Origin of the sequence: Paenibacillus phytorum (assembly GCF_013141715.1) — a bacterium.
Lineage (GTDB): Bacteria > Bacillota > Bacilli > Paenibacillales > NBRC-103111 > Paenibacillus_E > Paenibacillus_E phytorum.
The window spans coordinates 60,956-75,771 of sequence record NZ_WHOA01000190.1; the positions used below are offsets into that span (position 1 = coordinate 60,956).

Annotated in this window: 12 protein-coding genes; 11 read left to right on the forward strand and 1 reads right to left on the reverse strand. The window is 47.9% G+C overall.

The features are described 5' to 3' along the window. Positions 1 to 22 precede the first annotated feature (22 nt). The 10 genes from GC098_RS26920 (at position 23) to GC098_RS26965 (ending at position 13,207) form a co-directional block, all read left to right on the forward strand. Complete coding sequence (locus tag GC098_RS26920) at positions 23 to 3,037, forward strand: lamin tail domain-containing protein (RefSeq protein WP_171646280.1); 3,015 nt, start codon at positions 23 to 25, stop codon at positions 3,035 to 3,037. Next, a complete protein-coding gene (locus tag GC098_RS26925; protein ID WP_171646281.1) occupies positions 2,998 to 4,425 on the forward strand; it encodes a hypothetical protein in 1,428 nt (475 codons plus the stop codon). The genes GC098_RS26920 and GC098_RS26925 overlap by 40 nt, the downstream gene beginning before the upstream one ends. A 213-nt stretch (positions 4,426 to 4,638) precedes the next feature. Next, complete coding sequence (locus GC098_RS26930) at positions 4,639 to 6,315, forward strand: glycerol-3-phosphate dehydrogenase/oxidase (RefSeq protein WP_171646282.1); 1,677 nt, start codon at positions 4,639 to 4,641, stop codon at positions 6,313 to 6,315. Between the two features lie 18 nt (positions 6,316 to 6,333). Further along, entirely contained in the window at positions 6,334 to 7,092 is a 759-nt protein-coding gene (locus GC098_RS26935; protein WP_171646283.1) for an MgtC/SapB family protein, read from the forward strand. A gap of 268 nt (positions 7,093 to 7,360) precedes the next feature. Continuing rightward, on the forward strand, positions 7,361 to 8,674 hold the full coding sequence (locus GC098_RS26940) for an ABC transporter substrate-binding protein (protein WP_171646284.1): 1,314 nt from the start codon (positions 7,361 to 7,363) through the stop codon (positions 8,672 to 8,674). Between the two features lie 18 nt (positions 8,675 to 8,692). After that, positions 8,693 to 9,625: a carbohydrate ABC transporter permease gene (locus GC098_RS26945; RefSeq protein ID WP_171646285.1), complete on the forward strand. Its 933-nt coding sequence runs from the start codon at positions 8,693 to 8,695 to the stop codon at positions 9,623 to 9,625. A gap of 13 nt (positions 9,626 to 9,638) precedes the next feature. Then, a complete protein-coding gene (locus GC098_RS26950; RefSeq protein WP_171646286.1) occupies positions 9,639 to 10,469 on the forward strand; it encodes a carbohydrate ABC transporter permease in 831 nt (276 codons plus the stop codon). A 19-nt stretch (positions 10,470 to 10,488) separates the two neighbouring features. Beyond that, positions 10,489 to 11,244: a glycerophosphodiester phosphodiesterase gene (locus tag GC098_RS26955; RefSeq protein WP_171646287.1), complete on the forward strand. Its 756-nt coding sequence runs from the start codon at positions 10,489 to 10,491 to the stop codon at positions 11,242 to 11,244. After that, positions 11,241 to 12,392: a hypothetical protein gene (locus GC098_RS26960; protein ID WP_171646288.1), complete on the forward strand. Its 1,152-nt coding sequence runs from the start codon at positions 11,241 to 11,243 to the stop codon at positions 12,390 to 12,392. Before GC098_RS26955 ends, GC098_RS26960 begins: the two co-directional genes overlap by 4 nt. 95 nt (positions 12,393 to 12,487) lie before the next feature. Continuing rightward, the gene (locus tag GC098_RS26965) at positions 12,488 to 13,207 is read left to right on the forward strand and encodes a glycerophosphodiester phosphodiesterase (RefSeq protein WP_171646289.1); all 720 of its coding nucleotides are present in this window, start codon (positions 12,488 to 12,490) and stop codon (positions 13,205 to 13,207) included. A 138-nt stretch (positions 13,208 to 13,345) separates the two neighbouring features. Here the strand turns inward: GC098_RS26965 and GC098_RS26970 are convergent, their stop codons facing one another. Continuing rightward, positions 13,346 to 14,344, reverse strand: coding sequence for a helveticin J family class III bacteriocin (locus GC098_RS26970; protein WP_171646290.1), 999 nt, complete (start codon positions 14,342 to 14,344; stop codon positions 13,346 to 13,348). A 246-nt stretch (positions 14,345 to 14,590) separates the two neighbouring features. Between GC098_RS26970 and GC098_RS26975 the strand changes: the two genes are divergently transcribed. After that, entirely contained in the window at positions 14,591 to 14,749 is a 159-nt protein-coding gene (locus GC098_RS26975; RefSeq protein WP_171646291.1) for a hypothetical protein, read from the forward strand. Positions 14,750 to 14,816 lie beyond the last annotated feature (67 nt).

Consider the following 14,816-nt stretch of genomic DNA (forward strand, 5'->3'; position numbering starts at 1 on the left):
GGTTAATAAGAGGAGGAGAGCTATGAATCGTAAGTTCAAACAAATAGTCGTTCGTTCGGTTGCTCTGTCACTGTTCGCCGCTTCGGTCGTGACCGGGAACGGTATCCCAGCTGTATCGGCATCTGCTGCATCGGCCGTATTTATTACGGAGTTGGTTCCGGACACGGTAAATGTAAATTCAAATGATGGTTACGAATATGTCGAGCTTTACAACGCTTCAGATGAACTGATTGACTTGACGGGTTACAAGCTTAAGGGGAAAATTGACGGTGTTTTTAAATGGGAAGGAACACTTGGCAGTAACGTGCGAATTCCCCCTCGTGAAACGGTGCTGATTTGGACTCAAAATAGTGTGATCAGTGGAAACACACCACAATTGACACGTGATCAGTTCAGAAGTAATTATGGTATCGCTGAGTCCGAACTGCCGAATGAGCGTATACATGTTCTGCAAAACGTTTCTGGCTTGTACAACGGAAGCTCTTCTCAGAAAAATATAGGCATTTCCCTAGTCGACCTGCTCGGTTCGGAAATCGTCGTCGCCACATATTTCGTGGATTCTGATGACGACGATACGTTCGAAAACAAAGGCATTTCATTTAAGCAGCCTTCCTCTGGGATTTCTATGGTACATAACGGCGGAAACAAGACAGCAACGCCAGGACGTATCGCCTCCGATGAAGTGCCGGGAGTGGCGCCGAGTGACGTGATTGCAGCTGGGGGAGACGGCAGCTTGACGCTGTCGTGGACGCAGAGCAGCGATCCAAATGTGATCGGCTACCGGATTCATTCCCGAAACGGTCTTTCAATGGTGTCGGTTACTGATGTGACCTATACATATACCGGGCTGACTAATGGATCCGATTATACGTTTACGTTATCGTCCGTCTATGCTGACGGAGGCGTATCCCCAGCCTCGCTCCCGGTACGCGGAAAGGCGGGCACTCCGGTTATTCCAGCTGTTACGACTGGCTTACAAGCGCTTCCTCGTGATAAGGCGATTCGTTTGAGCTGGGACGCTTCAACCGAGGGGGATGTTGCTGGTTACCGTGTTTATAAAAACGGCGTGCAGCTGCCGGATTTGGTGACAGGCTCCTCCTATGTGGCAACAGGTTTAGCGAATAGCCAAAGTGTTACGTTCGCTGTCTATACCGTCAATCAGTCAGGGTTAATGTCTGCACAGCCCGCAGTGGTTGCACAAAAACCACAGGCCGCCCCCTCGTTTGTAGTTACAGAAATGGCGCCAAACACGAAAAATATCGATTACAAAACCGGTGGGACAGATGCGTTCGAGTTTATTGAGCTGTACAATTCTACCTCTACGCCAATTAACGTCAAAGGATTTATTTTAAAATACATAGCAGGTGCAACCGTTTTTGATTATCCCATCACGGAAAACAAAATGATTGCGCCGCAAGGGACTTTCCTTATTTGGTTCAAAAACACCAACGTACAGCAGGTTGGACTGCCCGAATTCAATCTGGCTTACGGCAGCTCGATTGTGGAGGATCAGATGTTCGTAGTCGTAAATGGCGGCATGTCGAATACGGCGTCACGCCGTGTACAATTTCTAGATCCCGACAATATCGTGCTTACTGACACGACCTACAAAGTTGAAGATATCGGCGAAAGCATCAGTGCCAACTTCATTCCGGATCGCGGCAATGGGGTTGTCTCGACCGACAGAATTTCCATGCAGGCAAATCCGGGTTTTCTGTATCCGGTGCAAAAGGTAGCCGATCCGGCTGATATGGTGCCACCAGCTGCCCCTACTGACATACAGGTAGCGGCTGGTGTCGGCGGAGTGAAGGTGACCTGGAGCGATACGCTCGAGCCAGATGTTGCCTATGTGAACGTATATGTGAATGGCGTGGCGAGAAATAAGCTGCTCATGCCGGAGAATGAGGCGATTATTGAGGGACTGGAAAACAGGACGGAGGTTACCTTACAGGTGAGCACGATCGATACGTCCGGCAGAGAATCCAATTTGACGGCTCCGATCGTTGCAACGCCGACGACTGATGCAATGCCGGAGGTAATGATAACGGAAATTGTCCCCGACACATGGAACACAGAGCCGCTCGAATCGCGCGATGTATACGATGCGTATGAGTTCATCGAGCTGTACAATCCGCATTTGCAGCCGTTCGACCTGAACGGCAAAACAGTGCGGTTCACGCAGCCGAATGACGCTGCGAAAAGCTGGTCTTGGACGTTCGATCAGCCGACCCCCATCGAACCGAAAAAAAGCATTCAATTCTGGGTACGTCCGAATGGGCTCAACTATTTAAAGCCGGACGGATTTAACTTTTTCTATTACGGCTTCCAAGAAGCAAAATATGTTCCAGATTCGGCTTTCGTATATGGCGACGGCGCAGGCGGATTATCCAACAACGGCGGTATCGTCGATATTGTCGAGCCAGACGGTACTGTTCTCGTTTCGGCAACGTATACAGCCGGTCAATTTCTCGAGAAAAAAGGGATTACCTATGCCTATCCGATGTTCGGAGGCACTGACATGCGGATCGTCGGCGTGCAGCAAACCGGGACACCTGGGTTAGTTAACTCTTCGCAAATTCCTCGTGCGTCGACGCATGACCAAACTGCACCTGCCGCACCTGCAAGGTTTCAAGCGGAACCTAACCGAGGTGAAGTGACTGTCAGCTGGCAACCAAATGCGGAATCGGACTTGGCAGGGTATCAGCTGTACATGGGCGGACAGCTTGAGGTTACACTGCCGGCATCGGTAACGTCGTACACGATACCGGCACTTCGGGGTCAGGTTGCGGTTACGTTCGAGTTGAGCGCGATAGATAACTCCGGCAACGAATCCGCGCGCGTAACGGCTACGGCTAAGCCAACCTACCCGCTGATGACTCAGGTAGAACGAGAGCCGAGCCCTGCGAATGCACTTACTGATGGTATATGGCGGCATGGGATGTCGGGGGGAAAGGTCCGATCATACCGGGTCTTGTACAAGGTCATGTTCCTCAGGGGATGTCATATTTTGCAGATAACCAGCATGAATGGATACTGATGGCTGCGTATCACTATACGGGGGATCCCAGCACTTTAGCAATCGTCGATGCAAAGACAGGTACTTTGGAGAAATATGTTAACCTGAAAAATCCTGACGGTTCCATTTACACCGGGCATGCGGGCGGTGTTGCGGTAAGCCGGGACAATATATGGCTATCATCTGGCAAGAGGATGTACCGAATGCCGATTCAGACGCTGATCGATACGCCGGACCAAGGTTTCGCACAATTTGCGGATTCGTTCGGGGTTGTGACGAATGCCTCATTCGCGTCGTATGAGGATGGGGTGCTGTGGGTTGGAGAATACAGCAACCCGCCAACTTATACGACAAGTCCGTCGCATCAGATGCAAAACCGAAACGGGGAGTCTCACTTGTCGTGGATCGTTGGGTATGAGCTCGATTTAAACGACAGACTTCCATCGGATACACCCAGCTTCCGAGAAGAGAGCATGGACAAATTTGTGCCTAAATATGTGATAAGTACCGGTGATAAAATCCAAGGCGTTGCGTTTAACAAGGGAGAAGTGCTGCTCACATACAACCAGGGGCGGCCTTACAACTCGATTGTGCGCTATGCAATGCCGAACGTCTCTGACCTGTCTACGAAATATGCGGAAACATCCATCGGCGGCGTTACCGTTCCGGTATGGTTGTTGGACAGCGTGAATAAAACGGGTTCGATCAATGTTCCAACCGGTGCCGAAAATATGTTCATCCGAAATGAGGATGGTGCCGACAACCTTTATGTGAACTTCGAATCAGGTGCGAACCATATGCGGTTCATGTCGTCATATTCGATGGATCGATTGCTTAAGCTGAATCTTGATCAGCTGCGCGCATATGACAATCGGACATTAGCAGGTATTCCTCAGGAAATGAAGATCGGCGCCCAAGCGCAGGCGATCGTACTCGCAGACCGAGGTAAACGCAATGCAGAGAACGTAACAGGCAGCTATATATGGACGAGCAGCGAGCCTTCAATTATCGAGGTCACAGCGGAAGGGTATATTCGCGGCATAAAACCGGGCACAGGAACGATTACCGGCACGGCCGGCGAGAGTGTGCTCAATGCTTCCGTTCGGGTAACCTCTCCGGATTCGATTCGCGCAGATTTTCCTTCTAGCGGACGGATGACCGAAGGTACGGAGTTCCAGCTTGCGGTCAAAGCTGTTTATGCGGACGGGTCCGAAAGTGATGTAACCTCATTGGCTGCTTATGCGCTCAAAGGTAGTTCCGGGGCTCTCGAGGTAAGCCAATTGGGGTTAGTTCGGGCCATTAAACCGGGTATGGAAATGATTTCGATCGTATTCGATGGAAAAGCGTTTGAATTGAAAATAATTGTTAGCCCAGAAGAGGCCGGGGGAAGGAAACACCAGCCCCGTTGAGCAGTCGAACAAGTCGGAGTGTCCGTATGTAACGCTAGACGAGATCAAGCTGGGCACTGGATCGGATCCATCCGAGGTATGAAAAAAATAAATGAAAAAAACGACTTAATTCCAAGCGGTAGAGACGAAGGAGAACCTCTTTGGAAGAGATGCGGTTTGTTTGCGCATTTTTTCTAAGGGGGTTTTTATATTTTACATGGAGGAGAACCATACATGAGACCTACATTTTCAGCAGCTAACAGATCGATTATTTTAGAGACAATGGCGCAGAGCGAGTTAGATATATTGGTTATCGGAGGTGGGGTCACAGGAGCCGGTATCGCGCTCGATGCAAGTGCGCGCGGTATGAATGTCGGCCTGTTGGAGAAGAACGATTTCGGTTCCGGCACAAGCAGTCGTTCTACGAAGCTTATTCACGGCGGATTGCGGTATTTGAAGCAGGGAGATGTCAAGCTTGTGCAGGAGGTTGGACGGGAACGGGCGATTTTGTACAAAAATGCGCCGCATCTTGTCATTCCCGCACCGATGCTTCTTCCTGTATATAAAGGCGGGACATACGGTTACCTTGCCTCGTCGATTGGTCTATACATCTATGATTGGCTGGCAGGAGTCGCCCGCAAGGAGCGGAGAAAAATGTTTGACCGTAGGCAAACAGCCCAGCTCGAGCCGCTGCTGAAGCAGGATGGCTTGAAGGGAGGCGGGCTATATTTCGAGTACCGTACGGACGACGCCCGGCTAACGATTGACATTATGAAGACTGCTTACGCGCAAGGCGCCAACATCGTGAACTATGCCGAGGTGACGGAGTTTATTTACCGTGACGGTAAAGCGGTGGGTGTTCGTGTACACGATCGCATCAACGGTACGTACACACAAATTAACGCCAAACATATTATCAATGCAACCGGCCCTTGGGTCGATAAGGTGCGGGATATCGACGGTTCCTTGAAAGGGAAACGTTTGTTCTTAACCAAGGGTGTTCATCTCGTTGTTGATTACGAGCGCTTTCCGGTAAAGCAGGCTGCCTACTTCGATACACCGGATGGTCGCATGGTGTTCGTCATTCCACGCGGCAAGGTGACCTATATCGGCACAACGGATACCGTCTATTCGCAATCCATTGAGAGCCCAAGAACGACGATAGAGGATCGCGACTATATTATTCGTGCGGTGAATTTTATGTTCCCTAGCATTGGGCTTACAACGAATGATATCCGTTCCCATTGGGCTGGGCTTAGACCGCTCATTTACGAGGAAGGCAAAGGGCCTTCCGAGCTGTCTAGAAAGGATGAGATTTTCGTTTCCGACAGCAAGCTCATTACCATAGCCGGCGGCAAGCTGACAGGTTTTCGCAAAATGTCCGAGAAAGTCGTCGATCTTGTCGCCAGCGAGCTGCATAACACCACTGGGCGAAGCTACCCGGCTTGCCGTACGGATAAGATTACGGTGAGCGGTGGAGAAGTTCACCTGAGTGGTGCGAGCTATGCGGATTGGAAGAAAGAAATGGTGAGATTGGGAGCTGCACAAGGCGTAAATCAAACGGTCATGCAAGATTGGATTGATACATTCGGTTCGAATGCGCTTCGCATTATGGACCGCCTACCGGCTTTAAAACAGTTAAACATTCCTCTAGAAATGCATTGGCTACATGCAGAGCTGATGTACTGTATGGAAGAAGAAATGACCGTCGACGTGTCCGATTTCTTGAGACTGCATACGGGTTGGACCTATTTCCAATTGAGTAAGGCGGAGAAATATGCTGATGCTGTATTTCAAATACTTTGCAATCACCTGTCTTATGACGGGGCTCAGAAGGAAAAACAGCTCAACATGATGGAATCACTATTCGCTTCTATTAACGATCTCCCGGTAAATGATCATGCAATCTAAAGAAGGGGGTGATCAGAGATGAGCAGTGTATGGCATATTACAGATCTAGAACTTACCATACGAATTCTGCTGGCTGCCGGGTTAGGGGGACTCGTAGGCTTGGAGCGGGAATGGAGCAACCATGCGGCTGGTTTACGCACGCACATTCTCGTCTGTATCGGATCAACGGCAATTATGCTGCTGTCGATATATGGCTTCTCCGAGTTCGTTAACGAGCCGCAAGTGCGGGTAGACCCGGCACGACTGGCAGCTCAGGTTATTAGTGGCATCGGGTTTCTGGGAGCTGGTACCATCATGCGGACCGGCTTGACTGTGTCCGGTCTGACGACTGCCGCTTCCGTATGGGTGGTGGCGGCGATCGGTCTGTGCGTCGGCGCGGGCTTCTTGTATTGCGCGGTGCTTGCAACGGTTATGGTATTACTTAGTTTGGTTGTGCTTAACAAATGGGAAAAGTATTTAATGCGCAATCGGCGAACGATGGAGGTAGTGATCAAAATCGTCGATAAGCCCGGCGTGCTAGGCAATATTGCTACCAAATTTGGCGAGAACGGCATTCACATTGTGAACGTCCAGATGAATCCTGATGGCATGACCGAAGTGGACGGTGTATTGGAGGCGGTCGTGGAGCTGCGTTTCAGTTTGAAGGCAAGCCAAGGGGAGACGTTAATAAAGGCGTTGGATACGATCTCTACATCAGGGCATATTTTGTCTACGGAGTCGAAAACCTTTAGCATGGTATCAGGTTCCCGGAAGTCAAGCAGGCATGCGGTAGGATAAAATTGCACCAATCGATGAACTTCTTGTATACGATGTTAATAAATGGTAAAATATACTGTTGTATTGACTATTACGCAATTATGTGAAATACTAGTAGCAGTGAAAACGCTTTAATTCGTTCATAACGATTGGGTCGGAGATCATTGAGACAGCCCAAGAGACGAACGGACCGTGTGGTAATTGCGCGGCTCCTTTGTTTCTTGTGTCTCAATGCTCTCCTTTTTTCATCTCCAAAAGTAATACCAAAAATGGAAAGGGGATTTTTACAATGAAATTAACTAAATGGTTTCCCTTGCTTGCGGCATCATCTCTTATGTTGACAACAGCAGTTGGCTGCTCGAACGGTGGGGAGCAATCATCGGCGGAAGCTTCGCTTGCACCGGTGGTGGAAGACAACTCGCCGATCACGATCCAATATTGGCATTCTCATGCTGAAGTGCAAATGCCTGCAGTCAATTACATGATTGCCGAGTTCCAGAAAAAGTATCCAAACATCACAGTCGAACCGGTGTTCCAGGGTGCATACGTCGATTTGCATAAAAAGCTGCAGGCAGCAGTCGCGGCCAAAGAAGTTCCGGCCGTTACCAATGTAGAAGTGTCGGTACTTCCGAACTTTGCTGACAGTGGTGTGTTTGCAGATTTAACCCCCTATATCGCTCGCGATAAGGTAGACATGAACGATTTCTCCAAAGGAATGCTGCAAGCGTATTCGTACAACAATAAGCAATTCGGCTTCCCGTTAATCGTTAGTACAAGCGTGATGATTTACAACAAAACGATGCTCGATAAGCTGAATGTGAAACCACCGCAAACATGGGCTGAAATCGAAGATTTCAATAAAAAGGTTACGGTTAAGGAAAATGGAAAAACGAGTCGGTACGCATTCTCCGTACCAGGTTGGGACACATGGTACATGGATCCATGGGTATCTAACGGCGGTGGCGCGATACTGAGTCCAGATCATAAGAAAACGCTGCTTGACCAGCCTGAAGGTCTGAAGTGGATTCAAAACTTCGAAAAATGGACGAAAGAAGGCTCTATGCATATGGGGTACGGCAAAGGTGCTTCGGACACCATGCGCCAAATGTTCTTAGAAGAAAAAGTAGCGATGGTTGAGCATACTTCAGCTGTCTTGAAAACCTACCTGCAAAATGCGAAATTTGAAGTAGGCGTTTCATTCCTGCCTGGCGACAAAGAACGCAAATCGCACATCGGTGGAGCAGGCATTGTTATGATGGATGGAGCTCCCGCTAAACAGAAGGAAGCTGGCTGGAAGTTCGTCAAGTTCATGACTGCAGCTGAGAACAATATCAAGTGGGCGGAAGGCACAGGTTACTTGCCAACTCATAAGTCCGTTCTGGCGACAGAAGAAGGCAAGAAGTACTTTGAGAAGCTGCCGCAGTACAAAGCGGTGTTTGATAATTTCGACAATGTCGTAGGCCGTCCGCAGCACCCGACTTATCCGGAATTCAGCAAGAAGTACATGGAAGTGGTTGGTAAAATGCTTCTTGAAAATGGAGATCCAGTACCGCTTATGAAAGACGCTGTGAAAGAAATCAATGCGATTTTGAACGAAAGCTAGAAAGAAAGGGGAGTCGCCATGAAAGCGACGGAAAGCCAGCCGGTCCGTGTACAGCAAGCGACCAAACGGTCTAATACCCGTTGGTTAGAATACTTGAAAGACTTTTCGTTTGCAGTGCCCGCATTGGTCATATTGACTCTGTTTATCTATTATCCACTCCTAAATTCGTTATACCTCAGCTTTACAAACTGGAATATGACGAAGCCGGTGAAGAAATTCATCGGCTTCGACAACTACGTCTATTTGCTGACTAACGACACATTCTATAAAGTGCTTAAAGTGACATTTACGTATACTATATCGGACGTTGTGCTTACGCTGGGAATCGGATTGTTACTGGCAGTTTTGTTCAACTCGGTTTCGAAGTTTTTCGGATTTATGCGGGCGATCATCTTCATGCCGCATTATATCTCGATGGTTATCGTGTCTATGGTCTTCCTATGGATCTTCAACGGTCGATATGGATTGGTGAACGAATTGATGAGCTGGGTGGGATTGAATCCGATACAATGGCTGACCAATACGAAGACTGCACTTTGGGTGCTTGTCCTTATTGGGGTTTGGAAAGGCGTCGGCTTTACGATGATTATATTCATCGCCGGACTTAGAAGCATACCAGTCGAATATTATGAGGCTTCTGGCATCGACGGGGCGACGAAATGGACGCAGTTTTGGAAAATTACTTTGCCGCTGTTGTCTCCGACAACATTGTTTCTGGTCGTTACACACTTTATTTCTTCGATGCAAGTGTTCCAATCGGTCGATGTCCTCACGAACGGCGGTCCTCTCGATTCAACGAAAGCTATGGTGTACTGGATTTATGAAATGGCGTTTACCGAGTTTCGAACAGGTCGTGCGTCAGCTCTCGTTATCATGTTCTTCCTTATTATCGTCTTGCTGACCATGGTGCAAATGTATGTGTCCAAGAAGAAAGTCCATTACGAAGGGTAGGTGCCAGTGACATATGAAAAATCCGCTGTTTACCAGTACCCGGGTCATTGTCGCAATCATTATTACGTTAATTATGTTTTTCCCTATTTATTGGATGCTGATCACGGCTTTGAAAACATCGAGTGAGCTGCGTATGGCTGTACCGACCTTTTGGCCGGAAAAGCTGATGTGGGAAAACTTCGCAAGCGCTTTCAAGGCGATACCTTTCTATCGTTTTACCGTAAATACGGTTATCCAGACTGTCGGTATCGTATTCCTGCAAATTAACATCGGCATCATGGCTGCGTACGCTTTCTCGAAAGGTACGTTCCCAGGCAGAGATGCCCTGTTCGTTCTTGTACTGGCCGCGCTGATTGTTCCAGAGCAGGTCGTGTTCGTACCTATTTACGTGATGCTGTCGAAAATAGGTTGGATTAATACGTACTACGCATTGATCATTCCACACGCGGCTTCAGCATACGGCATTTTTCTGTTGCGCCAAATGTTCCGATCGATTAATAACGATGTGATTGAGGCAGCTAAGGTGGATGGAGCGAGTCGTTTGCAAGTGCTTTATCGCATTCTGACCCCGATGGCGATGCCGACGGTAGCTACCTTGACCGTCATCAGCTTTATTCACAGCTGGAATGCCTACTTCTGGCCGCTCGTTATGACCAACTCGAATAAAATGCGCGTGCTGACTGTCGGTATTTCCATGATGCGGGATTCCATCGCCGGCGACGAGGCGCTTAACATGCATTTGCTGATGTCTGCCAGTATCTTGGTTATTTTACCTATCGTTATCATGTTTGTGTTCGCACAGAAATATATTGTTGCCGCCATGGCGAACTCGACATTTAAGTAAGAGAGGAGTTTCATGCATCATGACCAAACAACCACTGTTAGTCATCGCGCATCGCGGAGCGAAAGGGGAAGCGCCAGAAAATACGCTGGCGGCTTTCCGTCTCGGACTTGAGCAAGGCTGCGACGCGATTGAATTGGACATTCATTTGTCCAAGGATGGAGAAATTGTCGTTATTCATGACGAGACAATGAACCGGACGACGGACATAAGCGGTAAAGTGAACGAATTGACGCTCGCGGAGCTGAAGCAAGCTGATGCGGGTCGATGGTTTCATGAGAAGTATGCGGGAGAGCGTGTGCCGCTGCTGGAAGAAGTATTCGATCTCGTACCGAAGAATGTCATGATTAATGTGGAAATCAAAAATTCCTATGGGCGTAAATTAGAGCCTGCTTTGGTGGAGCTCATGAGACGCAAGAATCGCATTCAAAATGTCGTTGTTTCTTCCTTCGACCATAAATGTTTGCTGTTTCTGAAGCTTCTTGAGCCGGAAATCAAGATCGGTCTTCTGTATGATTTTACCCCAGGGCAGCATAACCAATTAGCGGCAGGCTTAGGGACGCCGGTGTACTCACTGCATCCCAAGCATACTCGAATCGTTGCTGAAGATGTGCGTGAAGCGGTTGCACATGGTCTTCGCGTATTTGCTTACACGGTCAATGACGAAGAAAATATGGCGAAGTTGATTGATTATGGCGTCTCGGGAATTATTACGGACTATCCAGGCAAGCTGAGGACTTTGTTATCGTATACGGCTAGTGCGGGGGCAGGACGATGAAACGAATGGCATGGATTGTTCTCATTGCAGGATTATCGGCGCTAATGGTAACCGGCTGCCAACAGGGGGCTTCATCGGTTTCGACCACGCCTGCAGCGTCGACGAAACCGGCCGCTAAAGCCGGAGCTGCTAGCGGGGCGGTGAATAAGTCTGGCAACAGCCAGACTGCAGCGACACCTGCCGTTATTACACAAGAAGAAGCGGGTATTAAAATCCGAGTCGACATGCCGGAGATCAAAACCTTTTTGCAAAAAGCAAAGCAAGGTCCCATCGTCCCTGCATTAAAACAAAATGCCATCCCGCAAGGCATGGCCTACTTGGAAGACCTTAAATGGATCCTGGTGTCTTACTACAGAGAAGATGGCAAGCCGAGCTTACTAACGGTAATAGACGTCGGTACCGGGAAAATGGTTAAGGCGTTTGAGCTTCATAAAAGCGATGGCACTCCCTACACGGGGCATGCGGGGGGGATCACGGCAAGTCGGAAGCATATCTGGATTTCTTCGGAACAAGATGTGAACTTTATCAATACGGAAGATATCCTAAAAGCAGATAATGGTAAGCTTACTTTCAAAGGTTCAGTGAAAAACGATACGCGTGCCTCATTTACTACTTACGCTGACGGCGTCTTATGGATCGGCGAGTTTGCTCAAGGCACTGACTACCCGACGGATAAGTCACACTACATGACGAATCGCGATGATAAAGAACACAGAGCATGGGCGGTCGGCTATAAGCTGGATGCGGAGACAGACCTACCTGTGGCAAAAGAGCAGGGGGCGACACCTGCTGTTCCGGACTATATTATGTCGCTGCCGGGCAGCATTCAAGGCATGTTTGTTACAAAGGACGGCATATGGCTCAGTCAATCATCCGGTCGCAATAATGCAAGTACACTGCACTGTTTCGTCAATAGTATGACAGTAGACAAACCGCATACCACAGTGTCAGTTCGGGGCAAAGATGTTCCCGTCTGGTTCTTGGACAGCAAAAGCTTGAAAAGTAAAATGGAAGCACCCCCCATGTCCGAAGGGTTGTTCGAAACGAATGGACAGCTGTATATCCTATTTGAGTCTGGGGCAACCAAGTACAAAACTTCTTCCAGCTACGCGCTGGACAGGATTCAAATTCTGCCGCTTCAGGAGTAAGACCTGGGTGGCAAGCTGTGAACAATTCATGTATGATAATGGAAGTTCGATGAATTAATTCAACTTCATTATCAAACTGAGGAGGATGAGCTGCAATGATTCTAGGCCTAGCCCATAGAGGATACCCGAGGAAGGTTCCTGAGAATACGCTTGCATCTTTTCAAGCAGCTTTAGACTTATCGTATAGTCATTTGGAGTTGGATGTACAGTTAACCAAAGACGGCGTACCTGTCGTTATTCATGATACTACGGTCAACAGGACGACAAATGGCAAGGGCCGAGTGGTGGATTTCATGTTCGACGAGCTGCGGAAATTGGACGCCGGAAGCAGTCAACTGATCCCGACGCTCGAGGAAGTGCTGCAGTTGGCCAAGGGAAAGGCAAAGGTGGACATTGAACTGAAGCAGAGCGGCAATCTGTACCCGGGGCTGGAACAGAAAGTACTTGATGTGGTGCGTTCTTGTGGTGTCCTTGATCAAGTATTCGTGACATCATTCGATCATTATTCGATCGTCCGGATGCGCGAATTGTCTCGCGAGATCGAGCTTGGGCTAGTCCTTTACGGAGCAACGCCTTCTGTCTTTCCGCTTGCCAAGCAAATTGACGCCCGTTACGTTTCAGTCAAATATATTTATTTGACTGACGAATTTGTTCAACGATGCGATGAGCAGGGCATTCAATTGATAGCGTGGACGATTGACGATGAGCAAGATATGCGTGAAATACGCTCCCGATACCCGCACATTTGGGTTTGCACGAATGAACTGGAGCGGTGGAAGATGTGCATGGAGCCGTTCAGATCGATAGTAGATTAATTAAAAATATAGTTGTTACCGGTGCTATTGAATGAAAATGACATAAAGACGAGCTGTTATCTGAGGATAGCAGTTCGTCTTTTTGGCTATTCTAACTTAATTTTTGGTACAGTTTTCGGGGGCTGACCAGTTTGGCGGTTATTGGAATTTGCTATCAGGCACGTAATAAACTTTCTGCGTATTTTGTTTATTTACTGGGTCTGTAACAATAGTAAAATAAACGTTACCGCTTTTTGTCTGTACTCCCTCGATTTCATGGGTTCCCACATTTGTAATATTCACAAGGGTTTTGTATGCTCCTGTGTTTGACATCATAGCAATCTGCGGAGTTTCACCTTCCGCACCGCCTGACGTATATATTTCCGTATTATCGAGCATATCAGCCCCCTGGAAAGATCCGTTCGGTCTGACTATGCTACTTCCCAACTGTGTAAAGCTGGTAACGCAGGCGCTTTTCGCCGTCGCACTGTTCAATTGTACCTGTTCATTGCTGTCAAGAAGCTGGTTCAATGCTACCGTATCATAAATTGCCCAAGTTACGGGTCCGGATGATCCATCAGTTTGTACGCGGAAAATAGTATAAATACTGTTGCCGCCGGCATCAACACGGTATGTCGTACCTAAACTTGTACCGGTCTTATTGGCGTAATTCATATAAGTGAACCGATGAAGATCCGTATAATCAACTGTCGTGCCGGCCGAGTATTCAAGTCTTGCTACCTGGAGCGACCAGTAATACGTTGTTGAAGGATCTGCTTTCGAACTGAAATAAAAGTAATTTATACCATTATATGTGTACATGTCAAGTGTTTGGCAATGACCGGCATTGGTGACGGTCATTTCATCAATGTATGTTGCATCACTTCCGTTTATGAGTAATCTTGAAAGATAGCATGTTCCCCCAGACCGCTGAGTTACGTAAAGATACGTTGAAGCGATATAAGCTTTCTGAACAGCCACGTTGTGATTAAGACCTTTAAGATTGTATGCGAGTGTTGCCGAAGCGTTTACAGTTTTCTGAGGAGTTGCCGCAAATACGGGTAAAACAAACATTCCCGAAATAAGAATTGAGAGAACAATAGAAGTGAGTAGTTTTAATTGCTTTTTAATAAGGCTCAATGCTTGAACTTGAAACATACTGATACCTCCTTTGTTGTGCAATCCTTTACATCTTGATCCAATGCTCCGTGCTACGTGGCCGTAAGCCTCAAGCGGCACCTCCTCTTTGTCGGATGAGCCCGTTCAACAAAATAAAAACCCAAACAATAAGACAGGCTCGCAGGCGAGCGAATCAAATTGTTCGGGTTTTCTCATGGACTCCAACCGTCACATATATTCATATAAGGGGTGTGTAGTAAGCGCTTTCAATGCGATTACATGTTTATGCTAACAATTAGTTTCCAGAAAGTCAAGCGATATTTAGCAACCAGCTTTGCCAAGCTGCTGACAACGGATAAGCTTCCGTCTCGATACGATCGCCGTACGTACGGCAGGCATCTAGTTGCAGGAGCTGGGGCTTCGTTCGTGCGTATCAGACAATGAAAAAAAAATTCTCATACAAGCGTTTTCCCTCTTGTAAAGAAAGGGTTTTCATTTTATTATAATACTT